The sequence below is a fragment of the Spirosoma luteolum genome (genome assembly GCF_054778875.1).
Genome location: NZ_BAAGZE010000021.1, coordinates 41607 through 66195, shown reverse-complemented (window position 1 = coordinate 66195; position 24589 = coordinate 41607). Strand labels below are relative to the sequence as shown.

General features: G+C 58.4%; 17 protein-coding genes and 1 tRNA gene. 8 read left to right on the top strand and 10 right to left on the bottom strand.

Annotation, left to right across the window (positions count from 1 at the left end; all coding sequences use genetic code 11):
* Positions 1–20: 20 nt before the first annotated feature.
* Positions 21–1184 carry a glycosyltransferase family 2 protein gene (locus ACYVAC_RS18510; protein WP_461099263.1) on the top strand — a complete coding sequence of 388 codons (1164 nt, stop codon included), beginning with the start codon at positions 21–23 and terminating at the stop codon, positions 1182–1184.
* 6 nt (positions 1185–1190) lie between these two features.
* Here ACYVAC_RS18510 and ACYVAC_RS18505 read toward each other — a convergent pair whose 3' ends face one another.
* From ACYVAC_RS18505 to ACYVAC_RS18485, 5 genes are all read right to left on the bottom strand, one after another.
* Positions 1191–1769 carry a class I SAM-dependent DNA methyltransferase gene (locus tag ACYVAC_RS18505; protein ID WP_461099262.1) on the bottom strand — a complete coding sequence of 193 codons (579 nt, stop codon included), beginning with the start codon at positions 1767–1769 and terminating at the stop codon, positions 1191–1193.
* A 94-nt stretch (positions 1770–1863) separates the two neighbouring features.
* Positions 1864–2619 (bottom strand): PIG-L deacetylase family protein, encoded by a 756-nt coding sequence (locus ACYVAC_RS18500; RefSeq protein ID WP_461099261.1) that lies wholly within the window; start codon positions 2617–2619, stop codon positions 1864–1866.
* Positions 2603–3781, bottom strand: a complete 1179-nt coding sequence (locus ACYVAC_RS18495; RefSeq protein ID WP_461099260.1) for an acyl-CoA dehydrogenase family protein — start codon at positions 3779–3781, stop codon at positions 2603–2605. Before ACYVAC_RS18495 ends, ACYVAC_RS18500 begins: the two co-directional genes overlap by 17 nt.
* A 53-nt stretch (positions 3782–3834) precedes the next feature.
* A complete protein-coding gene (locus ACYVAC_RS18490) occupies positions 3835–4386 on the bottom strand; it encodes an RNA polymerase sigma factor (protein WP_461099259.1) in 552 nt (183 codons plus the stop codon).
* Positions 4387–4617: 231 nt separating this feature from the next.
* The gene (locus ACYVAC_RS18485; protein ID WP_461099258.1) at positions 4618–6477 is read right to left on the bottom strand and encodes a M61 family metallopeptidase; all 1860 of its coding nucleotides are present in this window, start codon (positions 6475–6477) and stop codon (positions 4618–4620) included.
* Between the two features lie 109 nt (positions 6478–6586).
* On the opposite strand from ACYVAC_RS18485, the gene ACYVAC_RS18480 reads away from it, so the two are divergent.
* The 5 genes from ACYVAC_RS18480 to ACYVAC_RS18460 all read left to right on the top strand — a co-directional run bounded on the left by ACYVAC_RS18480 (position 6587) and on the right by ACYVAC_RS18460 (position 14831).
* Positions 6587–9652: a tetratricopeptide repeat protein gene (locus ACYVAC_RS18480; protein WP_461099257.1), complete on the top strand. Its 3066-nt coding sequence runs from the start codon at positions 6587–6589 to the stop codon at positions 9650–9652.
* Positions 9653–9714: 62 nt separating this feature from the next.
* Complete coding sequence (locus tag ACYVAC_RS18475) at positions 9715–11394, top strand: TonB-dependent receptor (protein ID WP_461099256.1); 1680 nt, start codon at positions 9715–9717, stop codon at positions 11392–11394.
* Between the two features lie 17 nt (positions 11395–11411).
* Positions 11412–12644, top strand: a complete 1233-nt coding sequence (locus ACYVAC_RS18470) for an HU domain-containing protein (RefSeq protein ID WP_461099255.1) — start codon at positions 11412–11414, stop codon at positions 12642–12644.
* A 310-nt stretch (positions 12645–12954) separates the two neighbouring features.
* The gene (locus ACYVAC_RS18465) at positions 12955–14127 is read left to right on the top strand and encodes a BamA/TamA family outer membrane protein (RefSeq protein WP_461099254.1); all 1173 of its coding nucleotides are present in this window, start codon (positions 12955–12957) and stop codon (positions 14125–14127) included.
* 104 nt (positions 14128–14231) lie between these two features.
* On the top strand, positions 14232–14831 hold the full coding sequence (locus ACYVAC_RS18460; protein ID WP_461099253.1) for a DUF4082 domain-containing protein: 600 nt from the start codon (positions 14232–14234) through the stop codon (positions 14829–14831).
* Between the two features lie 148 nt (positions 14832–14979).
* On the opposite strand, the gene ACYVAC_RS18455 is transcribed toward ACYVAC_RS18460, so the two are convergent.
* The 5 genes from ACYVAC_RS18455 to ACYVAC_RS18435 form a co-directional block, all read right to left on the bottom strand.
* Entirely contained in the window at positions 14980–15843 is an 864-nt protein-coding gene (locus tag ACYVAC_RS18455; protein ID WP_009282104.1) for a sigma-70 family RNA polymerase sigma factor, read from the bottom strand.
* A gap of 75 nt (positions 15844–15918) precedes the next feature.
* Positions 15919–18045, bottom strand: coding sequence for a polyribonucleotide nucleotidyltransferase (locus tag ACYVAC_RS18450; RefSeq protein ID WP_461099252.1), 2127 nt, complete (start codon positions 18043–18045; stop codon positions 15919–15921).
* A 187-nt stretch (positions 18046–18232) separates the two neighbouring features.
* Positions 18233–18508, bottom strand: coding sequence for a 30S ribosomal protein S15 (rpsO, locus tag ACYVAC_RS18445; RefSeq protein WP_461099251.1), 276 nt, complete (start codon positions 18506–18508; stop codon positions 18233–18235).
* A gap of 82 nt (positions 18509–18590) precedes the next feature.
* Positions 18591–20093 (bottom strand): LptF/LptG family permease, encoded by a 1503-nt coding sequence (locus tag ACYVAC_RS18440; protein WP_461099250.1) that lies wholly within the window; start codon positions 20091–20093, stop codon positions 18591–18593.
* Positions 20094–20193: 100 nt separating this feature from the next.
* Entirely contained in the window at positions 20194–20586 is a 393-nt protein-coding gene (locus tag ACYVAC_RS18435; RefSeq protein ID WP_461099249.1) for an START-like domain-containing protein, read from the bottom strand.
* A 117-nt stretch (positions 20587–20703) separates the two neighbouring features.
* Between ACYVAC_RS18435 and ACYVAC_RS18430 the strand changes: the two genes are divergently transcribed.
* Positions 20704–20777, top strand: a tRNA-Met gene (locus ACYVAC_RS18430).
* Between the two features lie 881 nt (positions 20778–21658).
* Positions 21659–24517, top strand: coding sequence for a hybrid sensor histidine kinase/response regulator transcription factor (locus ACYVAC_RS18425; RefSeq protein ID WP_461099248.1), 2859 nt, complete (start codon positions 21659–21661; stop codon positions 24515–24517).
* Positions 24518–24589 lie beyond the last annotated feature (72 nt).

Below are 24589 nucleotides of genomic sequence, written 5' to 3'. Positions count from 1 at the left end.
CAGCTGATGCTACGCGCTGTATGACTTTCCTCCCGCCCCAACCAACAACCCACCCCCACCTTCTCTTTAGCCAGCCCGCCCCGCACCCCGACCTGCGGCTCTCCGTGGTGGTGCCGGCCCGTAATGAAGCCCCTCACCTGCCGCATGCGCTCGATGCGCTGCGCCGGCAATATCAGACCGACGGCACGCCCCTATCCACTTCCCTTTACGAAGTGCTGCTTCTGCTGAATAACTGTACGGATACATCGGAAGCCGTGGCCCGGGCCTATCAGGCGCAGCACCCAGCGTTCCCGCTGCGGCTGGCGGTGGTACACCTCCCCCCCGATCAGGCCAACATCGGCACGGCCCGCCGGTTGCTGATGGATGCGGCCTGCCGGCGGCTGAACCGTCCCGACGGCATTATTGCCTCGACCGATGGGGATACGCAGGTCGACCGGCACTGGATCGATCAGATCCGGCAAACGATCAGCCTCGGCAACGAAGTCGTCGGGGGACGGATTCTGACGCTGCGCGACAGCGGACCGGTTCGGCGCAACCACCTGCGCGATGTCACGTACCGGATGCTGGTAGCCCAGGTCGAAACCCGGCTCGACCCGCAGGCACACGATCCGTGGCCCCGGCATTTTCAGCACTTCGGCGCCAGTCTGGCCCTTACCTGTGCGGCTTACCTGCGGGCGGGTGGCCTGCCCGATGTACCGTATCTGGAAGATGAAGCCCTGTACCAGGCGCTGCTCCGGACCGATGCCCGTATCCGGAAAAACCCACAGGTGCGCGTTACCACCTCCAGCCGCCTGCACGGACAGGTAGACGTGGGCTTTTCCGAACAGCTGCGTTACTGGCTCAACCAGAATCAGACCAACCAGCATCAGCTGGCCGAACCCGCCGGGGCCGTGATCGAACGGTTTCGCTGCCGGCAGCAGCTCCGCCGGCTCTGGCAGAAAAGCGAAGCGCCGGCCAGCGAGGTCCGCGCCTATGCCGCTGTCCTCGGTATCGATCCCGACTGGCTGGAGACGATCCTGCAGCAAAGCCGGTATTTCGGGGCGTGCTGGGAACAAATCGACCAGCGGCTGACGGGCCGTGCGGACTGGCACACCCGTTGGCCGCCGGTTCCCGTTACCCAGGCCATTGCCGAACTGCGGCAGTTTCTGCGGCAGACAGGCCCTGCCCACGCAGCGATCCAGTAAGACCGCTTATCGCTTCTGGAACAAATCGAGCCGGTAGGTGTCGGCCCGGGTCTGGTGCAGGTGCGTCAGCGGTCCGCCGGAGCTGGTCAATTCCAGAAAAAACTCGTGCACGGCATCGCCCGTCAGGGGGTAGTCAGGCACCACGGGGGTCCAGTGAACCAGCAGCAGGTGCCCGCCCGGCGCCAGGGCCTCAACCATACGCGCCCGGGCTTCGGCCAGATCGGGCAGCGACAGGTAATAGCCTACTTCTGACACCAGGATCAGTTCGAAGGGCCCCGTCGGAAAATCGACAGGTATCTGCATCTGCTCGATCGTGACCTGCGGACAGTCGGCCAGCCGGGTTCGGGCATCGGCCAGGGGCAGTGCACTGGCATCGACCGCCAGCAGCGCGTCGCAGCGGTCGGCCAGTTGCCGGGTCAGCACCCCAATGGAGCAACCGATCTCGAAGGCCCGCTGGTACCGCGGGTTGGGCAGTGCCTGCAGTGTGGCCGCGTATTTGGCGCGCTCGTAGTCGCTGGTGGCAAACGACCAGGGGTCGCGATTGGCCGTGTACACGGCATCAAAGTACGCTTTTGGTAAGGACATGGGGTGTATGGGGTTGGCGGGAAGCTACCAGGGCAGACTCCGTCCGATTGCTCCGAGCCGGGCCGGACAGGGCCAGCCGACGAAAACCGGGCGGCTACGCCAGTGCTTCGAGAAACAGTTCGTACGGATCGTCGAAATGAGTAAGCAGTTCGGGCGACAGGTAAAAGGCCGTCGGGTCGTCGTCGATCAGCCGCGTAACCTGTGAGCGGTGAGCAGCAATGGCCCGGTTACGCTGGGCCATCACTTCCGCAATGGGTACCTGCCAGACCCGCCGTTCGTCGGGCCGGGGCATATCGTCGGGACCACCCAGTTCCCAGAGCCAGATCAGGTATTCGAGCACCCGCGGCTGTGCCTGGGCGGGCAACAGCCGGCAGGCCTCGGCAAGCAGGTGACGGCTGGCCCGGTGATCGCGGTGCGGATCGCGCAGCCACGGCACCAGTACGGTCCGGGGCGCTACCCGTGCCAGCAGGATACGCAGGTCAGCCGCAGCCGGCGCAAAGGCCGGCTCACCCGGCTGGGGCACCTGCGTATCCCGGAGCCGCATAAAGGCGCAGGCGTCGGGCGCTACCCCCAGCACGTCGAGCGCTGCGCGGGCTTCGGCCTCCCGCAGGTTCCGCAGCCGCTCGGCAGGGTACGTCCGGGAGTTGGGGTGCGACATGGTTCCGTCGCTCACGAAGAGCACGAACACCGGTAAACCCAATTGCCGCAACTGGCTGATCGTGCCGCCACAACCCAGCGATTCATCGTCGGGGTGCGGAGCCACCACCAGCGTTGGTCCCAGCGTCGCCAGGTCGGTGAGCGGGCGGGCCCGGCTGCGCAGGGTGGTAGCTTTCTCAGCGCCAGAGATCATGGGCGGGCAGGGGATTGGTTAGCACGTACTGACCCAGGTCGATCAGCGTAGCGTCGGGCGCGGGCTGGCGCAGGTACATCGTCAGGTCGCGGTGGATACGCTCGAACACCTGGGGACGCAGTAGCCCGCGGGCCCCAACGCAGCGTTCGCAAAGCGGCATCACCTGCAGACAGATAGCCTCAATGGCCGATCGGGTCATGTTGGCGTAGGCAACGATATGGGCCGGGTCGGCGCCTTCGGCCAGCCACTGGTCGGTTTTGCACCCCGCCGAGCGGAGCCACTGATTACCGGATTCGATCAGCCAGGCCACTTCGGCCAGGCGGGTACGCTGCAGCACATCATCGGTGCGCTGCATGGCCATCAGGAACCGGCGGGTCGCTTCATAAAGCGCTTCGGCGCCCCCCAGCTGTACGGCGGCAAACCGAATGGCCCCGCCACTGAAGTACGGCTGAGCCAGGTACTGACCGGGCTGCCCCAGCAAATCCGAGGCCGACAGGGTGATGCCCGTAAACTGCAGTTTAAAACTGGCCGACGCCCGCATGCCCAGGGGTTGCCAGAACTGGGCATCGGCCGGAATAGTCGCTACGTCTTCAGTCGGAACCACCGCCATCTGCCAGCCCCGGCGCGCCTGACCGGCCGCGTCGGTACCCGTCAGTTCGCCCGTGATCAGGGGGCGCTGCACCCAGCCCGCTCCCGAGCAGAATGTTTTTGCCCCCAGCACCTGAACCGTGTCGCCCGCCTGGTCGAAGCGGACGCCGTCGTGCGCCTGCGTGTTCCAGACGCTGAAAAGACACTGCTTCTCGCGTACATCGGCGTACCACCGCTGGCGCTGGTCGGGCGTGGCGTACAGGTAGATCAGGTAAAGGGCGTTGATATGCCCTTCGTAGACCCGGCCCACGGCAAGGTTGGCGCTGCCGATGCGCTTGAGCAACCGCAACAGCGCAGCGGTTTGCCCGGTGGCGAAATCGAGCGGCTGCCCCGGCAGGGTAACGGCCAGCAAACCGGCCTCGGCCAGCCAGCCAAAAGCCGCCACGGGAAACGCGCCGTCGTGGTCGGTCTCGGCCGCTATAGCGGCTATACGACTCAGCAACGCATCGAGGGCAGGCCCGCCGTGCGGTTCCGCCGACGGGCTGGGATCAGGCTGAAAAGAGTGAGGGTTCATGTCTCCAATAAAGCGGAAACCCACCCGAATGTTTTGGCACGGCCCTGACGGGTTCAGGCCAGCATCGCCAGATACCGCTCGTGCAGGCGGTCGCGGGTACGCTTGAGCCTCATCTTGACGGCGCTTTCGGAAAGCGTACACATGGTGGCAATTTCACGAATGGAGTGGCCCTCGGCGTATTTGAGGTGCAGCAGCAGCCGATCGCCATCGGGCATGTTGCGGGCCAGCGCCACCAGCTCATCGAGCGATTCGTCGGGCCGGTCCAGCCCATCGGGGTCCGGTAGCTGGGCCAGTTCTCCCTCGCCTACTTCCTGCCACACCATCCGGCGGCCCAGCCGCAACTGATCGAGGCAGTAGTGGTTGGAGATAGCAAACAGCCAGGTCGAGAATTTGGACCGTTGCTGAAAGGAGTTCAGGCTGTTGAGTACTTTGATGAAAATGTCCTGGGTAAAGTCTTCGGCCGTTTCAGCATCCTGCGTGAAGGCGAAGCACTTTGTGTACACTTTGCGAACGTACCGGCGGTAAAGGGTCGCGAAACAGTCAGCTGCCTGCGTATGCTGGTAAAGGCTAACGAGTTGTTCGTCCGGTAGATGCCTGCTAATCATGGTGGTCTATGGTAAGGTATGGAATAAAAGAGGTAAACAAATATATAATCATTACGATATAGTAACTACAACTTGCCAACCCTCGCCCCACCTAGACTGCCGTACTACCCACCTATTGGCCCGATTTTTTCTTGTACATATACCAAAATCACGCCAAAAAAAGCGGCAATAATCCAAAAAAAAGAGGATTATTACCGCTTACACATTTTAACCCTGTAGGGCACAAAAAAGCTACTTGATATACAACCAGGCCTTATAAAGTGCCTGCTGCTCGGCCGTTGGGTTGGCCACGGGCTCCAGCCGGTAGCTCACGAGCGGACTCGGCAGCAATTTGATGGGGAGCTCCCGCAGCAGACCACTCCGGTTCACCAGAACCGTCAGGGTTTCGCCCGGCCGGCGGCCGGCCATCAGCCGCTGCAGGTCGTCGCCGACCCGAACCTGATCGACGGCGAGCACTTCGTCGCCCACATTCAGTCCATCGGCATAAGCCGCCCCTCCGCGCCGTACGCCCGTCACGGTGGTCCGGCCGTTGACCACCTGGGTGCTAGCGCCCAGGTACCCGTCGGGGTTACGCCCGGCTACATTCGTCAGGGTCAGCCCAACCGGCGCAAAGTACGCGTTGTAATCGATGGGGTCGGCCGAGTTGACCCCGATGTCGAAGAAATCGGCCAGCGACCGGCCGGCAATCTGTTCGGCGGCCCGCCGGAACTCATCGTCGGTGAAGCCCCGCTGCTGTTTTTTATAGTATTCCTGATAGAGATACTGCATCAGGTTGTCCATGTTGCGGGTGCCTTTGCTACCCGACAGAATCGCCAGATTCAGCAGCGTACCCAGAATGCTGCCCTTGCTGTAGTATGAAATAGTGCTGTTCACCGAGTTCTCGTTGGGGCGGTAGCCTTTGATCCAGGCATCCCAGCTCGACTCGGCCGCCGACTGCACTTTGCTGCCCGGCTGGTTTTCGAGCTGGGTGATTTCACCCGCCAGCATATTTACGTAGGTCTCGGGCGTGTGGTAACCCGCCCGGCGCAGAATATACTCCTGGTAGAACGAGGTGCCCCCTTCCGACAGCCACAGCATATGGGTGTAGTTCTCGTTTTCGTAATCGAAGGGCCCCAGGGCGATGGGGCGGATGCGCTTCACGTTCCAGAGGTGGAAATACTCGTGGGCTACCAGCGACAGGAACCGTTTGTAGCTGGCTTCGGTATCATAGGCCGACCGGGGCGTTTCGAGCGTGGTGGAGTTGAGGTGCTCCAGCCCGCCCCCACCCGGCGGAATATGATGCACGATAAAAGTATAGTGTTTGCAGGGATGCTCGCCCACGACCGAAGCGGCCGTTTCGCACACCTTTGTATAATCGGCCGCCAGCCGTTTTTCATCGTAATCGACCTCGCCATACATGGCCACCTGGTGGGGCACGCCGGCCGCCGTAAAGCCAAACAGCCGCTGGTTGCCAATCTCGATGGGCGAGTCGACCAGCAGGTCGTAGTTGGGGGCCTCGAAGGTATTGGGCTGGCCGGCCACCGGTTCCAGCGCCGTGGTTACCTGTTTCCAGGTTTTGTAGGGCTGCACAACCACCCGCAGCGGCATCGTCCGTAGGGCATCGTGGTACATGAACAGGCTGGCCGGGGTCACGTAGCCGTGGTCGACATCGACGAAGCTGGTCCGGACGGTGAGTTCGTTGGCGTAGACCCGGTAATGAATCGACAGGTTGTCGGCACCCGTGTAAACGCGCCAGGTATTCTTCCGGATCTTTTCGGCCCGAACCGGTTTCCCGTCGGCTCCGCGGGCGGTAAAGCCTTCCACGTTTTTGGCGTATTCCCGAATCAGGTACGAGCCGGGCGTCCAGACGGGCATGCGGATATCGTAATACCCGGCCTTACGAGCCCCCGTGGCCGTGGCAGCGCCCGAGAGGGTCATATCGACCTCGAAATAGTGGGTCTGGGGTTCGGGCATGGCCAGTCGGTAGGTTACCGAGGGCGTTGCGGGGGGCTGGTCAGGGTCGCCCGAGGGGGCTGGGCCGGCGGTTCCGGCGGGTGGCGCCAAAAGCGTCCAGACGGTAAGTAAATAAAGAAGCCGGGCGTTTTTTTTCATACGGAAACGGGAATACCATCGTTTTTTGTCCAGATTTGACGCGATTTTCGCCAATTTGTCCGGCGAAACTACGACGCTTCTCAGGCTTTCACAACCGCTGCTTTCGTTTATGCCCTATCCTAATTCCCAACCGGGTCGCCCTCAGTTGTTCCGCTTTTTTTTTCGCCGGCCGCTGCTGTCCCTGACCCTTGGGCTGCTTACCCTGCTGTCGGCCTCGGCCCAGCGAACCCTTAGTTATGCCGAACCCGACTACCATTACCGCAACGGGCTCGAGCTGTTCGAACGGGCCAACTACGCGGCCGCCCGCTACGAATTCAGGCAGTATCTCGAGCCCCGGCAGGGAACGGGTGCCCCGACACTGCTCAATACCGGCGACCAGCACGCGGTCGATGCCGAATACTATATTGCGCTGACCAGCCTCTACATCGACGAACCGGGCGCCGAGCTGCTCGTCGACCGGTTCGTCAAGAACCACGGCCAGCACCCCAAAGCCGGGCAGCTCTACGGCGACCTGGGCACGTATTACTACACCCGGCAGGAATATCCCAAAGCCATTGGCTTCCTCGAAAAAGCCGTGGCACAGGGGGGCAGCAGCGCCCGCCAGCTGACGTACAGCTACCAGCTGGCTGTGGCCTATTACAACACCCAGGATCTGCAACGGGCCCTGCCCCTGTTCAACAAAGTCAAGACCGATCCCGCATCGGCCGATGCGCCGGCCGCGTCGTACTATGCCGGCGTGATCAACTTCCGCAACCGCAACTACGACGAAGCGGTGGCCGACTTCCGCCGGATCGAAACCAATCCGACTTACCAGAATCAGGTTCCCAACTGGATTGCGCAGGCTTACTACCGCCAGCGCCGGTTCGACGAGCTGCTGGCCTATACCGAGCCCCTGCTCCGGCGCAATACGGGTGCTGCCCTGAGCGAAGTGGCCCTGTTCACCGCGGAGGTGTACTACCAGCAGAACCAGTTTGCCAAAGCCCTCCCCTACTACCGGCAGTATATCACGGCGGCCGGTGCCAAAGCCCCCGGGGCCGTCAAGTTTCGTTATGGCCAGTCGCTGTTCCGGACCGGCGACTACCCGGGCGCAATCAGTCAGCTGAAAACCCTGGCCGGCGGCACCGACACCACGGCCCAGTATGCCGCCTACACCCTCGGCGTGAGTTACCTGCAGACCCAGAATCCAACCTACGCCCTCAACGCCTTCGATCAGGCGGGCCGGCTCTCGTTCAACCCCGCCATTCAGGAGGAATCGCGGTTTACCCACGGCAAACTCCAGCTCGACCAGAACAACGGGGCCGACGCGGTCAAGGAACTGACGGCCTTTCTGAAGCAGTATCCCGACAGCAAATTCGAAAATGAAGCCAACGAGCTGGTGGGCGAAGCTTATTTTGCCTCCAACAATTACCCGGCGGCCATTGCCTATATCGAGGGCCTGAAGCGCCGGACGCCCAAGATCAACGCCACTTACCAGCGGCTGACCTATAACCAGGCCGTCAGTGACTTTAACGCCGACCGCTATACGCAGGCACTGACCAACCTCGACAAGTCGCTCCGCTACCCCGTCGACAATGGGCTGCAACAGGCGGCTCAGTTCTGGAAAGCCGAGTCGTACTCGGCCCTGAAACAGTATGACAACGCCATCCCGCTCTACACCAGCGTAGCCAAAGCCGACGGAAACCTGTCGACCAAGAGTCTCTACGCCTTAGGCTATGCGTATTTCAACAAGAAAGACTACAACCGGGCTATTCCGTATTTCCGCGACTTCATTAGCCAGGGGCAGTCGGGCGAGGAAATGCCGCAGCTGCTCGACGCGACCATCCGGCTCGCCGATGCTTACTTTGCCACTAAGCAGTACGATAGCGCGCTGCGGGCCTACGACCAGGCCATTGCCCGCAATGCGGCCGATAAGGATTACGCATCCTACCAGAAGGCCGTTATTCTGAGCTATGTGGGCCGCGATGCGGAAGCCAAAGCCCAGTTCGAACAGGTGCAGCGGCAGTATCCCAATTCGCGCTTTGTCGACGAAGCCCTGTTCCAGACGGCGAACGTCGACTTCGAGAAAGGCGCGTACCAGGCCGCCATCCGGGGTTTTAGCCGGCTTATCCAGGAGAAACCAACCAGCAAACTGCTGCCGGCCGCCCTGCTCAAGCGGGCCATTGCCTACGGCAACGTGCAGCAATACGACCCTGCCATTGCCGATTACCGCCGGATCCTGAGCGATTTCGGCAATTCCGAACAGGCCCAGAGTGCCCTGCTTGGTATCCAGAATACGCTCAACGATTCGGGGCGGCCCGAAGAATTTTCGCAGGTGCTGGGGCAGTACAAGAAAAGCAACCCCGGCAGTTCAGACGTCGAGCGGGTTCAGTTCGAGAACGCCAAGAACATTTACTTCAACCAGAAATACGCCCAGGCCATTCAGTCGCTGCAGACCTTTATGCAGGAGTATCCGGCCAGCCCGAACCTGAGCGAAGCCCGTTTCTACCTGGCCGAAGCGTACCGGCAGACCAACGACCCCGCCAACGCCATCCGCGTCTATAACCAAGTCATTACCGATCGACAGTCGGAGTTTCTGGTTCGGGCCGCCACGCGCCTGGCTGAACTGGAAACCAGGCAGAAAAACTACCCGCGGGCCGTTCGCGCGTATCAGCTGATTCTGGCGCAGGCCAACAGCCGTACCGACCAGGTAACGGCTCAGCTCGGCCTGATGGATACCTACTTCGCCGGCGGCAAGGCCGATTCGGCCGCCGTACTGGCCCGCGATGTGGTGGCAGCCGGCAACGTGGTGCCAGGCGCCCAGAACCGGGCGCAGCTGCTGCTGGGCAAAATAGCCCTTGCCAAAAACGACTACGCTGCGGCTAAAACTGATTTCGAGAAGACCATTGCCCTCGGCACCGACGTAAACGGTGCCGAAGCCCAGTACCTGCTCGGTGACATCCTGTACCGGCAGAAAAAGTACAAAGAGTCGGTGGCCACGCTGCTGAAATTCAACGAGCAGTTTGCCGAGTTCGAGTACTGGAAAGGCAAGGCGTTTATCCTGGTGGCCGACAATAATGTGGCCCAGGATGAACTGGCGCAGGCCAAAGCTGTGCTGAATTCCATTATCGACAATTCGTCTGATCAGGCGATTGTGGCCGAAGCGAAACAGAAACTGGCGACGCTCGAATCGAAATAAGGATGTGGGCCGCACCCACCGCCCGGGACGGCCCACACCCAACAAACCGTATACCGATTATCATGATCCGAACCACCCCCTCCATACTCCTGCTTGGTGCCGTTTGCCTGCCGCTGGGTTTGCTGGCTCAGCAGCGCCAGCCCGCCAAAGAAGGCGAAGTCGACAATCAGGAAATTACCGTTGAAAAAAGCCGCAAGATCGAACTCCCCCCTGCCAACCGGCTTTTCAACAAAATTCCGTCCGTTAAGCCAACGGCTGAGCAGCGGAAACTGACCTATGAATTTGAAGACCGCAAATTAACCGTCGGCGATCCGCGCATCACCCCCAGCGTGCTGGCCCCTGCTACCGGGCAGGCCGACACCAGCCCTTCCTTCGGCAATTACGTCCGGCTGGGTGCCGGTAACTACAGTTCCTTTCTGGGTGAGGGATTCTTCGGCATCAACACGCTCTCCAACCTGGCCCTCGAGGGTTCGGTGCGCCACCTGTCGTCGGCCATTGGCCCGGTCGACGGGAAAAACTCGGCGCAGAGTGATACCAAAGTCAACATAACCGGCAAATACCTGACCGATGCCTTCAAGCTGCAGGCCGACCTCGGCTACGATCGCAATGCCTACAACTTCTACGGCTACAGCCGGGAGTACCTGGCCCGGCCCGATTTCAATGCTGACCTGATCAAACAGCGGCTAAATACGGCTTCGATCCGGCTTGGCATCGAAAACGCCCGCCCGGAAAGCACCGTCGACTATGCCCTGCGCACGGGACTAACCACGCTGCGCGACCGGTTCAATGCGTCGGAAACCGACTGGGGTACCAACTTCACCAGTTCGCTCGGCATTACCGACAAGGTTTATGCCAAACTGGCCGCCGACGCGTACCTCACGCAACGCTCCGACGGGTCGATCGTTGATAACCGGAACCTGTTTCGGGTCAAGCCAACCTTTACCTACCGCTCGTCGCTGCTGACGATCACGGCCGGGATCAATGCGGCCAACCAGACCGACAAGCGCCTGAACATCAATGATACCCGCGCGTTCCCGGTGGCCGATATCGACATTGCTCCCGTGGGCAATCTGCATTTCTTCGCCGGCATCGATGGCGACATCAACCGCAATACGCTGCGATCGCTTTTGAGCGACAACAAGTGGCTGGGACCACAGGTGTTGCTGGCTAACACCGTTAAGTCGCTGGATATTTACGGGGGCTCGAAGGGCGACCTGGGCGGAGGATTCGGTTATGAAGGTAAAGTATCGTATGCCCGGTACCGCAACTTCTCGACCTTCAACAACAGTCTCACCGATACCACCAAATTCGCGGTACTCTACGACGGCGGTATCGCCCGCGTGCTGACCATTTCGGCCCAGCTGGCCTACGCCCAGAAAGACAAGTTTCGCTCGACACTGAAGGGCGAGTTTTTCCGCTACGATCTCGAGCGGCTCGACGAAGCCTGGGGACGCCCCCGGGTGGCCGCTACCTGGAGCAACTCCTACGTGCTGAACAAAAAATTATTCGTTACGGCTGATTTGTACTTTTACGAGGGCATCAAAAACAAAAACTTCGCGTCCGGCACGGTCTACACGCTGAAACCCATCTACGATGCCAACCTGAAAATTGACTATTTCCTCGGCAATCAGGTATCGGCATTCGTCTCGCTCAATAATATCTTCGGGCAGAACTACCAGCGGTATTTGTATTATCAAGCCCAGGGCCTTAACTTTCTTGGAGGAATTAGCTATTCGTTCTAAACCGATCCGCTCTGTTCATGGCAACCATAACCGATTACCTGAAAAAACTGCTCTTCCAGTACGACTGCGTTGTCGTTCCGGAGCTGGGGGCGTTTCTGACGCATTACCAGTCGGCCTCCTTTTCAGAATCGACGGGGTTGTTTCTCCCCCCCCGCAAACGGGTTGCCTTTAACGAAGCGCTGCGGCTCGACGACGGTATTCTGGCCAACTACATCATGCTGCACGAGCCTGTTTCCCGCGAGGGGGCTCAGCGCCTGATCAGCCAGTTCGTGCAGTCGCTGCGGCAGGATCTCGAGCAGAACGACCACATCGAACTCGACGGGATTGGCCGGTTCAGTCGCAACAGCGAAGGGCGGCTGCAATTTGAGCCCGGCCTACGCCACAACTTTTTCGGCGAAGCCTACGGTATGTCGGCCATCTCGGCCCAGCTGGTTCAGCGCAAAGCCCTCACCGAGCCCGTACTCGACGCAGTTCCAGTGGCACCGGCCACGGCCCTGGGTCCGGTTCGTGTACCCGACGAGCACGAAACGGTACTGACACCCCTCCGGCGGTCGGCGCCCTACTGGCGCATTGCGGCATCGCTGCTCCTGATTGGCTCGCTCGGCGCTGTCAGCTACTTCACGGTCGTCGAGCCCAACGGGCCGCTTCGCAGTGGCCTCGACCCTGCCAGTCTGTTCAGGCTCCCGGCTTTCCTGACCGACAAACTCGCCCGACCAGCGCTTAAGCCGGTATCTGCCCCGGCCGTTTCAGAAACGAAGACGCCGGCCGTGGCATCGGCCAAACCGGTAGCGGCACTGGCCGCAAGCCCGGCTCCAGCAGCTAACTCCACGCCAATTACGCCGGCAGCCACCGCCCTTGTCGCACCTAAACCTGTGGCGACCTCAGAAGCCGTTGTTGCCGCAGCGCCCACCCGGGCGGTTGAGGTTGCTCCGGTCAGCCGGCCAGCCGTGAACAGACCGGCCGAGGCTCGGCGCAGCATTGCCCAGCCTGTCCGGGCGCTGGTGAAGACCCCGAAAGTAATTCCCTATACCATCATTGCCGGCAGTTTTGCCAGCAAACGGAATGCGTTACGGCTACGGCGGCAGCTCCGCACCGCCGGCTATACTGATGCCTACGTGATTATGCCTGCGACCGCTAAACAGCTTTACAAAGTGGCAGCCGCCGGTTTTGATGATCGCATTGAAGCCATCAACAGCGTTACGCCTATCAGCGAACTGGCCGGCACGCCCGCTTGGATCTACAAACAGTAACGGCATCGACACACAGCTTATGAAGGTCACACCGGCAGTCGGTTGTGACCTTTTTCTTTGCAGGCCAGGATGCTTTTGCGCTCAGGAATCCTTCGCTATCGACCTGACAATCAGCGGATGCGTACAGCCTTATAGCCATTGACTGGCACTATCAGCTTTAATCACCTCTTAATCGGTCAGCCTGGGACTTCTGCCCACGCCAGCGTAGCTTGGCGGCCAGGATGCATGAACGAGTGTCCTTGCTTAGCTAATGCAGATCGCCGGTCAGAAGCTTGTTTGCCAGATACTGGCTTTCATTTGGTGTATCGGTTTGGGGCTTTCGACCGGCTGGACCCAGTCGCGCCCCCCAGCCCCGGCGGATACCGCCCGGACCCATACCGTCGACATTGTTGACGCGCTGAACCGGGCCTGGCCCCGGCTTCACCTGCGTCCCCACGATCCCGACCGCCTGCGTGAGGGCGGCCACTTTCTCTGGATTATTCCGCAGGTGGGTTACGCCCTGCCAACCGGCCTGCTCGGTCAGGTACTGGCCAATCTTACCTTCCGGCGCCCCAGTGCCAACCTCTCGGCGATTGTCGGCTCGCTGATCTATACCCAGCACAAGCAGGCGCTGTTTACCCTGACGTCGTCGATCTGGCTACCCGACAACCGATGGGTGGTCATGGGCGACTGGCGCCTGATGCATTACCCGCAGTCGACTTATGGGCTGGGCATGTACACCTCGACCGACCGGGTTGTAAGCATGGATTATGCGTACCTGCGACTCTACCAGAGTGCCCTGCGCCGGTTATTGCCGGGATTTTATGGCGGGCTGGGATTCCAGCTCGACCAGCACTGGACTATCCGCAGTTGGGACAGACGCCACGAGCGGACGCGGATTTCGGGTTACAGTTATGGAATCGAAGGCGAGTCTACCTCGGCTGGCCTGGTTGGGCAATTTCTGTACGACAACCGCCCCAATGCGGTGAATCCGGTCGGCGGTCACCTGCTAAATGTCGTCTACCGCAATAACAGGCAGTTGCTGGGTAGCGATACCGATTTTTCGTCGCTGCTGGTCGACGCCCGCACGTATCGGCGCCTGCGTTCCCAGTCCCCTAACGTACTGGCCATCTGGGCGTACGCGGCCCTGACGCTGACCGGCAATCCGCCTTTTCTCGACCTGCCCAGTACGGGCTGGGATGCAACGGGTAACCTCGGGCGGGGTTTTGTTCAGGGACGATTTCGAGGCAAAGACCTGCTCTATGCCGAGGTCGAATACCGTTTACAGCTTACCCGTAATGGCCTGCTGGGAGGTGTCGTGTTTGCCAACGCCCAATCGGTATCGCAACTGGCCTCCCGACGCTTCGAGCAGGTAGCCCCGGCGGGCGGACTGGGGCTGCGTATCCGGATGAATAAAGCTACCCGCGCCAACCTCTGCATCGATTATGCCATGGGCAACGATGGCTCGCACGGTCTGTACTTCAACCTGGGCGAAGTATTTTAGACGGGTTGGGAAACCCCGAACCGGTCCCCCCATCATGGGATGGTAAAGCGTAGCTGCGGGGCAGACCTTTGGGGTAGTCATTCACCAACACGCCCCTTTCACCCATGTATGCGTCTTTCTCCATCCGCCCCCTGACCTGGCTATTACCGGGCCTCATCCTAACGCAGACCCTTGTGGGCTGCCAGCCTACCAACGATGCCAGGCCCGCCGAGAACGGCCTTACCACGTACATTGGCTCCGAGTCCACGCTTCAGCAGAGTACCCGATCGTCGGGCCCCTGGGAACTTGGCGTCCTCTTCAGCGCTTCGGTAGCCGGCCGCCTGACCCAGCTGGGTAGTAAAATGCCCGAGCCCGGCACCTACCGGGTAATCGTATGGGATGCCGATTCAAGGCAGCTGCTACGCCAGAAAACCATCGAACAGACAGCTACCGACAAACTGACACTGACCGATGTCGAGTCGCTTCCCCTAACGGCCAACAAAAAGTACATGATCAGCATTAACTCCCAGTCGGCGGGCACCAACAAAAAGTATGGCTATGCCTACAAGGCGGGTGGTACTGAGTTTATGCCCTTCACGCGGGGTAATCTGCTTTTTTACAACGCGGCTTACAGCAGCACGGCCACGGCAACCTACCCAGCCGCCGTGTCAAACGTAAAGGCTGAGTGTTACGGCTTTCCGGAGTTTACGTTCATCGCCGATTAACACCTGCCGGTAACGAGGCAAACTACATGTTGGCTGCGTCCGGCCGACCCTGCCATGAGTCGGGTGGCCGGACGCAGCCATAAGCTATAAACGAAGAGCGGCTCCCACATACGCAGGAACCGCTCTACCGAAACACAAACAGGATCGTTTAGCCCAGATACGTCTTCAGCGCTTTCGACCGTGAGGTGTGTCGCAGCCGACGAATGGCTTTTTCCTTAATTTGCCGTACCCGCTCACGGGTCAGGTTGAATTTTTCACCGATTTCTTCCAGCGTCATGGCGTGTTCGCCGTTCAGCCCGAAGTAGAGCGTGATCACATCGGCTTCGCGCTGGGTCAGCGTCGACAGGGCCCGTTGTACTTCTTTCCGCAGCGAATCGTTGATCAAACCCGAATCAGGCTTGTCTTCACCGTCGTTTTCCAGTACGTCGAGCAGGCTGTTTTCTTCACCCTGCACGAACGGAGCATCCATAGACACGTGGCGGCCCGAGATTTTCAGTGTATCAACGACTTCGGCAGCCGAAATCTCCAGCACGGCGGCCAGTTCTTCGGGCGAAGGCTCCCGCTCGAACTTCTGTTCGAGATCGGAGAAGGTTTTCGAGATTTTATTTAGCGAACCGACCCGGTTGAGCGGCAGGCGAACAATCCGCGACTGTTCGGCCAGCGCCTGCAGGATCGACTGACGAATCCACCAGACAGCGTACGAAATAAACTTAAAGCCCCGGGTTTCGTCGAAACGCTGGGCGGCTTTGATCAGCCCGAGGTTACCCTCGTTAATCAGGTCGCCAAGTGACAAACCCTGGTTCTGGTATTGTTTGGCAACGGACACCACGAAGCGCAGGTTGGCTTTGGTCAGCCGTTCCAGCGATAACTGGTCTCCTTCCCGAATCTTTTGGGCCAGCGTTACTTCCTCGTCGGGCGTAAGCAGGTCCACCTTACCAATTTCCTGCAAGTACTTGTCTAACGACTGGCTCTCGCGGTTGGTAATCTGTTTTGAAATTTTTAGCTGTCTCATGATTGCGTTTCCCCGGCGGGGTGAATCAATAACGTTTTTTTCTGACGTTACATTACACGAAAAAGTAACACTACCCTATGCGTTTTTGTTCTCTGGCTTGGGCAACAGGACTTTACGCGACAACCGGTACTTTCCGGTCTTCTTGTCAACATCAATTAATTTAACCGTTACTTCTTCACCGACCTGCAGAACGCCGTCCATGGTCTCGAGCCGTTCCCACTTGATTTCCGAAATGTGAAGCAGACCGTCTTTGCCCGGCATGAATTCGACGAAGGCACCGAAGGGCTGAATCGTCTTCACTTTGCCGACATAAGTTTCGCCTACTTCCGGAACGGCCACGATGCCTTTCACGCGCGATACGGCGCGGTCCATACTTTCTTTGTTGGTGGCAAAAATGCTCACCCAACCCGCGTTGTCGTGCTCATCGATGTTCACCACGGCACCCGAATCCTTCTGGATATCCTGCACCACTTTACCGCCGGGTCCGATAACGGCACCGATCTGGTTGGTTTCGATCTTGATCACTACGGCGCGGGGCGCGTGCGGCTTCATGTCCGGACGAACGGCTTCGATGCCTTTCTTCATTTCGCCCAGAATGTGCAGCCGACCCCGGCGGGCCTGATCGAGTGCTTCGGCCAATACTTCATACGACAGACCATCGACTTTCAGATCCATCTGGCAGGCTACAATGCCCTTTTCGGTACCAGTCACCTTGAAGTCCATATCGCCCAGGTGATCTTCATCGCCCAGGATATCCGACAGCACGGCGTACTTTTCACCGTCCGAGATCAGGCCCATGGCGATACCGGCAACCGGTGCCTTGATTTTAATACCGGCATCCATCAGCGCCATCGTACCGGCGCAGACCGTTGCCATCGACGATGAACCATTCGATTCGAGGATATCCGATACGATCCGGATGGTGTACGGGTTTTCGTCGCCCGTTGGCATCACTTTCTTCAGCGACCGGTGGGCCAGGTTACCGTGACCAATCTCGCGACGGCCGGCGCCCCGGTTGGGTTTCACCTCACCCGTCGAGAAACCGGGGAAGTTGTAGTGCAGCAGAAACTTGTTGTAGCCCTGATACATGGCCTGATCCACAATCTGCTCGTCGAGTTTGGTGCCGAGCGTAACGGTGGTCAGCGACTGGGTTTCGCCCCGGGTAAAGAGCGCCGAGCCGTGCGGACCGGGCAGGTAACCGGCTTCGGCCGAAATGGGCCGGATCTGGTCGAGCTGCCGACCGTCGAGTCGTACGCGCTCGTCAAGCACCAGCCGGCGGGCCGCTTCCCACTCCAGATCATGGAAATACGTTTTTATGAGCCCGACGTTTACCTCGGCGCCTTCGGGGAAGCTGGCCAGGTATTCGTTCAGCACACCTTTGAAGCCTTCCGAACGACCTTTCTTGCTTGGATTCTGCCGGCGGGCTACGTCGTAGATTTTGTCGTAGCAATAGGCCCGAACGGCGGCCCGAAGTGCTTCGTCGTGCGTTTCGTGGTTGTATTCGCGCTTGGTTGTTTTACCAACTTTAGCTTCGAGTTCTTTCTGGGCCTGGCACTGTACCTTGATAGCGTCGTGCGCGGCTTTGAGGGCCTCCACCACTTCGGCTTCCGAGCATTCGCTCATTTCGCCTTCTACCATGCAGATATCTTTCTCGGTAGCCGCCACAATCAGGTCGATCGTTGCGCGGGCAAGATCAGCCGTTTTGGGGTTGATATGGTACTGGCCATCGATTTTGGCCACGCGTACTTCCGAAATCGGACCGTTGAACGGGATGTCGGATACGGCCAGGGCCGACGAAGCCGCCAGAGCCGCCAGGGCGTCGGGCTGCACTTCGGGATCAGCCGAGATCAGGGTGATCATCACCTGAGTATCGGCGTGGTAATTGTCGGGGAAAATGGGGCGGAGCGCCCGGTCAACCAGCCGGCTGATCAGGATTTCGTGGTCGCCCAGCCGGCCTTCCCGGCGCTGGAAGCTACCCGGAATCCGGCCAGCTGATGCAAACTTCTCCTGATAATCAACCGAAAGGGGGAGAAAATCGACGCCTTCCTTGGCATCTTTGCTGGACACGACGGTGGCTAACAGCATGGTGTCGCCTAACCGTACAACCACCGCACCGTCGGCCTGGCGGGCCAGTTTTCCGGTTTCGATGGTAATTTCCCGCCCGTCGGGCAGTGCAACGGATTGCGTGGTGATTTCGAACATACAGATTTTGATTACGCCCTCGTACAGCTTTTTTGATTCGGCTTCAGCCGGCAGCCCACCCCACTGGGCGCGCCCCTGCCGTTGCCCGAATCATACCTCACTTAACACTCATTAAATGCTCCTTTGGAAACCACAAAAAGGAGGGAATCTACTGTTGGCAGATTCCCTCCTTTGGCGATGCGGCTGATTATTTCCGCAGACCCAGCGCAGCCAGGATAGCCCGGTACCGCGTGATGTCTTTTTTCATCAGGTAGTTCAGCAGCCGACGACGCTTACCTACCAGTTTCAACAAACCCAGTTGCGTGCCGTAATCGTGCTTGTGAACTTTCAGGTGATTCGTCAGGTGACTAATCCGGTAAGTAAACAGCGCGATCTGGGATTCGGCCGACCCGGTGTCAGTGGCACTCTTGGCGTGACCCGAGGTGGAGAAAATCTCCTGCTTTTTTTCGGTCGTTAGATACATCTTCAGACAGCTAATTAGTAAAGAAAAAATTGAATTCGGGTGCAAAGATAAGCAATTTTATCGATATACGACACAGCCCCTGTCAGACGGCTTCCGATGCCCGGGCAGCCTGCCGGGCCCGCCACCGGGCGCGCAGCCGCTCCCACGCAATGATGTAAACATCTTTATCGAACAGCCGCGAGTCGTGGCGGGCGCGCTGCATCAGAAACAGCCCGATCGGAAACAGCACCAGATTAGCCAGCCAGGCCCCGATGGGTACCCAGACCAGGCCGTCTTTAGCGTATTTGTCGCCGGCAATGGTAAGCACGTAGAGAAAGATGAAGAAGACGATGGCGATCAGTACCGGCAGCCCAAAGCCTCCTTTCTTGATAATGGCCCCCATCGACGCGCCGATCAGAAACATCACGAAGACCGAGATGGCCTGCGTAAACTTATGGTGGCTTTCGAGCTGGTATTTCCAGACGCCCTTCTCCTTTTCGGTCAGGTACGTTACGTTGGAGATCGAGTACGAGAGAATGTTCTGGGCCTGACTGAGGGCGGTCTGTGCCACATCGGGCCGGATTTTACCTTCTTTCCGCAGCAGCGAATCGACCCAGGCGCCACCGTTCACCGGCTTGGCCGCTGTGGCCGGCGGATCGGCTTTGAACTGATAATTGTAGTACTGCCGCGACGTACTGGCTACGCTCAGGCTGGTATTACGGTAGTCTTTGCGGAGCGAATCGGTCAGCTGCACCAGCTGGTTCAGGTTTTTCATGTACTCGTGGTACTCGAACTGATTTTCATCGGTCCGCTTGATTCCGAACGACTCCAGACTGATCACGAGCCGATAGTCTTTGAAACTGTTGCGCATAAACTGCGCCCCCTGGGCACCGTTGCTGGCGTAGGTAACGGTGTTGTTGTCGGAATACTCCTGATAGTCGTTGCCGTTGAAGAGTTCAAAAACCAGGTACGACCGGTCTTTGCTGGTGTACATGCGGCCCGAATCGGCCAGAATCACCTCACGGTTACCACTCTCGACCCCGCTCGTCGGGTGTTTGTAGATTACCAGCCCCTTCAGCAAATCGCCGTTGGTGCTTTCCTTGGCGGCTTTAACTTTATGATCGACCTTGATACTGTAGCCGGGCAGGTCATTATAAAAGATACCTTCCTTCAGGTTCAGGGTTGCCTTGGCAGTCTTGATGTCGTAGAGCAGGCTGTAGCCCTTGAGGTTGGCCCAGGGCGACACTTCATTGTTGAACCAGAACGAAAATACACTGATCCCGATGGCCACGATCAGCAGCGGCCGCATGGCGCGGGTAAGCGAAATGCCGGCACTTTTAAGCGCTGTGAGTTCGAAAAACTCCCCCAGATTGCCGAACGTCATCAGCGACGAGAGCAGTACGGCCAGCGGCAGGGCCGTCGGGATGGTGAGCAGCGAGAAATAAAAGAGCAGTCGGCCGAAGGTTGCCAGGTCGAGGTCTTTCGACACAAACTCGTCGATGTACGACATCAGCAGGCGCATCAGAAAGATAAAGATGACAACGCCCAGGGTCAAAAAAAACGGCCCCCAAAACGAGCCGAGTACGAGTTTATCAATTTTTTTCATACAAACGCGACAGCACCCGACCGGTGGCCCGTGCGCACCGCTACGGGGGGCTGCTGGAATAACGAAACGCAGCCCGCAATCGATCCGTCGTTAGGTTTTTTTAACTACCGACAATCTCCTTGAGCTTATCGATTAAACCGTCCCAGAGTTCATTCAGTTCGTCGGGATCCTGGCTCGACGAGAAGTCGGTGATGCGCAGGTAAGTCGACTGGGTCAGTTCAGACTGATCGACCCGGAAATCGATGTAGTTGTTTTCGCTCCCGTTTTCGGCCGTATCGAGAAACTCGAACCGTACCCCTTTATTCTGCCGCATCGATACCTGCCGGGCAATGTGGCTCTCGTTGTCCCACTGAAAATCGAAGCGCTGTTCGGGCATAGTATTGACCTTGGCGGCAAACCACTGCGATAGGCCGGATGCCGTACTGATGTAGGGGAACAGCATTTTGGGCGATGCCCGGAGTTCGTATTCGGTAACGAATTTATGTTTTTCCATGCCGCTAACCGTCAGTTGAATAGGGGGTGTCTGAGCAAAGGTAAACGATTTTTTTTGCGAAAGTCAACGCCGTTTTTTGGAACACCCGATTTTTTGCCTACTTTTGTGGCATCAAACGGCGGGGTAGCTCAGATGGTTAGAGCGTAGGATTCATAACCCTAAGGTCGGCAGTTCGATCCTGCTCCCCGCTACATTCCTTGCCTCTATGTTGGCAAATCCCCATCGTCACAAAAAGCTGCCTTAAGGCGGCTTTTTGTGTTTCTGCCCCCTGCCTCCTTAGGTTAGCGCTATTGTTTTCAGGTACATTTTCTGATGTACCTGACCACGGTTTTAGGGCATTATTTATCCAGCTGATGCCCACGAACAAGGGTCGTGTTTGTGAAAGCGGAGTATACCCATCCCGCCCCTGGCACTTACCCGCTGAATCAGTCACAGCACCTGCGTGGACTACCTCAAAGACACTGGATCGGGCTCGTCAAACGAAGGCGTATATACGTGACCTTTCGAGAATAACCCCCGCCCGGCGCAGCCGACAACTTCCTCAGTTGCGCTAGTGGCTCCCACTTGTTTTGACAACTAACAAGCGAGCGCCCGTCTGCCAGTTGGCTACCTGACTCGATCAGTTTCATTGCTTTTGGCATAAGCCATAGGAGTAACTAGTATAATTACTTAGTTTTAGCGTATCCACGCCCCCTGACATCTACTGCCTGTGCGACCAAGCCATTGCCAATCGTTGAGCGTTGGACAAAACCCCGTTTGGTGCCAGACAGGTGCTGAGTTGGTTGCCACCGCGCCCCAATACGATTTTCGTCTCGATACTGCTTTACTTCTACCAAACGGCTTGCCGTTGGCAAAAGCAAAGCGGGAGATCCGTAAGCCTGACGCCGGGCAAAAACAGCCGCTAACCGAGGGCAACCCAGGATCGCAGCAAACCACGTTAGCAGGGCTTTACCAACGACGACTCAACCGATCACCACCAACGGTCTGGAAGCAGCTGATCTATAGTCTCATCGTGGCTATTTCCGTACTGTCGGCTAGCCAGGCTCAGCCAGCCCCAGCGTCAGTTTCCCTAATGCAGGTACCCGATGATGGCTTCCTGCTCAAAGCGGGATGGCGGTTCCAGCCCGGCAACAACCCAAAGGGAGCCTGGCCCAGCCTCAATGACCAGCACTGGGTTACACTCGACCCAACCAGGGATATTCGGGCGTTGCCCCAGCTACAGCAGGCGGGTATTGGGTGGCTTCGGTTGCACATTCATACCGGGCCCGATTTGCCGCCACTGATGATTAAACTGTTTCAGTCCGTTGCATCGGAGATTTACCTGGATGGGCGATTGCTCTATCGGTTTGGTAAAGTCAGTGCTGATCCCGATCGAGTACAGGCGTACAATCCCGTTGCCGCTTTTAGCTTTCCCCTGACCAACTCCGCTGATCATGTATTAGCCCTCAGAATTGCCTGCCAACCCAGTCCCGTTTACAACGCAACCTACATCAACTGGGATGCGGGTGCGGTCCAGTTCTGGCTGTTTCCGGCCCGTGTACTGCCGGCCATAAAACCAGTCGATATCGAGTCGATTTACCTGAATACCTTCCGGATTGGCATTGCGTTCATCCTCTTCATCCTGCACCTGAGCCTGTTTCTGGCGCATGCCAGCCAGCGGGCTAACCTCTATGCAGCCGGCATGTATCTCCTGCTCAACATTGGCCTTTTAGCCCGGTTTGCCAACGATTTCACCCACTCACTGGGTCTGCGGATGCTGGTCCACTATGGCTCGCGTATTGACCTGTGGGTTCCAGGTCTGGTAGTACTGACGTTTTATGGCCTTTTCCGGTTTCGTCGTGGATGGCTGTTCTGGCTGGCCATGGGCAGCATTGCTCTCAAGCTGATTCCGTTGCCGGCTTATTGGCTGTGGCTGTCTTACCCCATCAATTATTTTCTGCCCCTCGAGCTGATCCGACTTTCGCTTGTCGCCGTAAGGCGCGGGCTGAGAGGGGGGCACATCGTTGCGGTTTGTGCGTTCTGCAACCTGGGGATCTGGATGCTATCCTCCATCCTATTTTCCCTGCCTATACCGGTCTATGGACATGAATGGTTGTACCATGGGCTATTCCTGGTCAGCTTCCTGTGCTTCCCGCTGACGCTGTCTATTCTACTGGCGCTTGAACACGGCTGGGTAAACAGACAGCTGGTAGACCGAATCGAGGAAATCGAGACCCTGTCGGCCCAACATCTGACCCAACAGGCCGAACGTCAGCAATTACTGGCCCACCAGAATGAACAGCTAGAGGCACAGGTTACTGAGCGAACGGAGAAACTGATTCATCAGGCCGACCAGCTTCGGAAGCTCGATGAAGTCAAGTCGCGCTTCGTCAACAACCTGACTCATGAGTTTCGTACGCCCCTCACCCTCATCCGATTGCCAGTAGCAAAATTACTGCAGGAAAAACGCTACGACGGCCCCTTGCTGATGTTGGTACAGAACAACGCTGACCGGCTTTTACAACTGATTAATCAACTCCTCGATTTGGCCAAACTGGAGGGAAACAACATGCCTGTTTCGCTCATGCAGGGAGACATAACCGCGTTTATTACGCAACTGGTTTGCCAGTTTCAATTGTCGGCCGACCAAAAGGGAATTACGCTGGTTTGTACCATCGACACGCTTCCCCCGCACGGGGTTCGTTTCGACGCCGACAAGTGGGAAAAAATCCTCACCAACCTGCTGGCCAATGCGCTCAAGTTTGCCCCCCAGGGTGGCCGGGTAAGCCTGCGCGTGCGTCCCGTTTTGGCCGGCCACGATTTGGCGGGTGTTCAACTGGAGCTGACCGATTCCGGAATTGGTATTGCCCCGGATGCATTGCCCCATATCTTCGACCGCTTCTACCAGGCCGATATGTCGGGCACCCGGATGTACGGAGGAACGGGCATTGGCCTGTCGCTGGTGAAAGAATTAGTAGATTTGCTGGGCGGTACGCTGTCGGTAAGCAGTCAGCCTGCCGTTGGAACAACGTTCCAATTGACGCTGCCCGTACAGTTGGCTCAGGCGACGGACCCGGGCCCTGCTATTCAGCTGGCTGCCTACGCCACCGACGCAGTCATTCCCCTGTTACCAGCGCTTACCTCCCCGCCATTGGCTCAGTCCTCCTCAACCAGCGAGGCTAGCAACCCCTGTCTGTTGATCGTGGAGGATAATGACGAACTGCGGGCGTTCCTGGTGAATGAACTGTCATCTACCTACACGGTGATGCAGGCGGCCGACGGTGTGGAGGGCTGGGAAATGGTACAGGCCGAATTGCCGGACCTGGTGCTGACGGATGTGATGATGCCCCGCATGGATGGGCATCAATTGACCCACTGCATCAAAACCCATCCCGAAACCGACCATATTGCCGTGGTGATGCTGACGGCCAAATCGAATCAGCAGAGCCGCATCGAGGGACTCCGGCAGGGGGCAGATGATTACCTGTCCAAACCATTTAGTGTAACCGAGCTACATCTGCGGCTGCACAACCTGATAAGCCGACAGCAGAAACTGGCCGCGTACTACCGCCAGCAGTTCGCCCTGCCCTCCGTGGTCTGTACAGAACCGGAAGCGCCAGCAATTGCCGTCATGGATCCCTTCCTGACCCGGATTTATGAATTGCTGGACCGGCATCTGGACGATGACTCCATTGGGGTCGACTGGCTGGCCAACCAGCTGTCGATGAGTCGCAAGACGCTTTACCGCAAAGTGCAAAACCTGATTCAACTCCCCCCGGCCGACCTGATTCGGCAGTACCGTCTGCGCAAAGCCGCCGAATTGCTGCGGTCGGGCCATAATGTATCCGAAACGGCCGATCTGACGGGCTTCAGCACGGCGTCGCATTTGTCCGCCCTGTTCCGCAAATCATACGGCCAGACGCCCACCGAGTTCATCGCCAACCGCTTCTGAAACGCCCCTAACCGGGCGTTTTTTTTGGGCTTGCCCCATCCTGTCCCCAATCGGACGGAATATGACCCAGAT

Coding starts and splice junctions, on each gene's coding strand:
- ACYVAC_RS18510 (WP_461099263.1), top strand. CDS start 21: ATGACTTTCCTCCCGCCCCAACCAACAACCCACCCCCACCTTCTCTTT.
- ACYVAC_RS18505 (WP_461099262.1), bottom strand. CDS start 1,769: ATGTCCTTACCAAAAGCGTACTTTGATGCCGTGTACACGGCCAATCGC.
- ACYVAC_RS18500 (WP_461099261.1), bottom strand. CDS start 2,619: ATGATCTCTGGCGCTGAGAAAGCTACCACCCTGCGCAGCCGGGCCCGC.
- ACYVAC_RS18495 (WP_461099260.1), bottom strand. CDS start 3,781: ATGAACCCTCACTCTTTTCAGCCTGATCCCAGCCCGTCGGCGGAACCG.
- ACYVAC_RS18490 (WP_461099259.1), bottom strand. CDS start 4,386: ATGATTAGCAGGCATCTACCGGACGAACAACTCGTTAGCCTTTACCAG.
- ACYVAC_RS18485 (WP_461099258.1), bottom strand. CDS start 6,477: ATGAAAAAAAACGCCCGGCTTCTTTATTTACTTACCGTCTGGACGCTT.
- ACYVAC_RS18480 (WP_461099257.1), top strand. CDS start 6,587: ATGCCCTATCCTAATTCCCAACCGGGTCGCCCTCAGTTGTTCCGCTTT.
- ACYVAC_RS18475 (WP_461099256.1), top strand. CDS start 9,715: ATGATCCGAACCACCCCCTCCATACTCCTGCTTGGTGCCGTTTGCCTG.
- ACYVAC_RS18470 (WP_461099255.1), top strand. CDS start 11,412: ATGGCAACCATAACCGATTACCTGAAAAAACTGCTCTTCCAGTACGAC.
- ACYVAC_RS18460 (WP_461099253.1), top strand. CDS start 14,232: ATGTATGCGTCTTTCTCCATCCGCCCCCTGACCTGGCTATTACCGGGC.
- ACYVAC_RS18455 (WP_009282104.1), bottom strand. CDS start 15,843: ATGAGACAGCTAAAAATTTCAAAACAGATTACCAACCGCGAGAGCCAG.
- ACYVAC_RS18450 (WP_461099252.1), bottom strand. CDS start 18,045: ATGTTCGAAATCACCACGCAATCCGTTGCACTGCCCGACGGGCGGGAA.
- rpsO (WP_461099251.1), bottom strand. CDS start 18,508: ATGTATCTAACGACCGAAAAAAAGCAGGAGATTTTCTCCACCTCGGGT.
- ACYVAC_RS18440 (WP_461099250.1), bottom strand. CDS start 20,093: ATGAAAAAAATTGATAAACTCGTACTCGGCTCGTTTTGGGGGCCGTTT.
- ACYVAC_RS18435 (WP_461099249.1), bottom strand. CDS start 20,586: ATGGAAAAACATAAATTCGTTACCGAATACGAACTCCGGGCATCGCCC.
- ACYVAC_RS18425 (WP_461099248.1), top strand. CDS start 21,659: ATGCAGGTACCCGATGATGGCTTCCTGCTCAAAGCGGGATGGCGGTTC.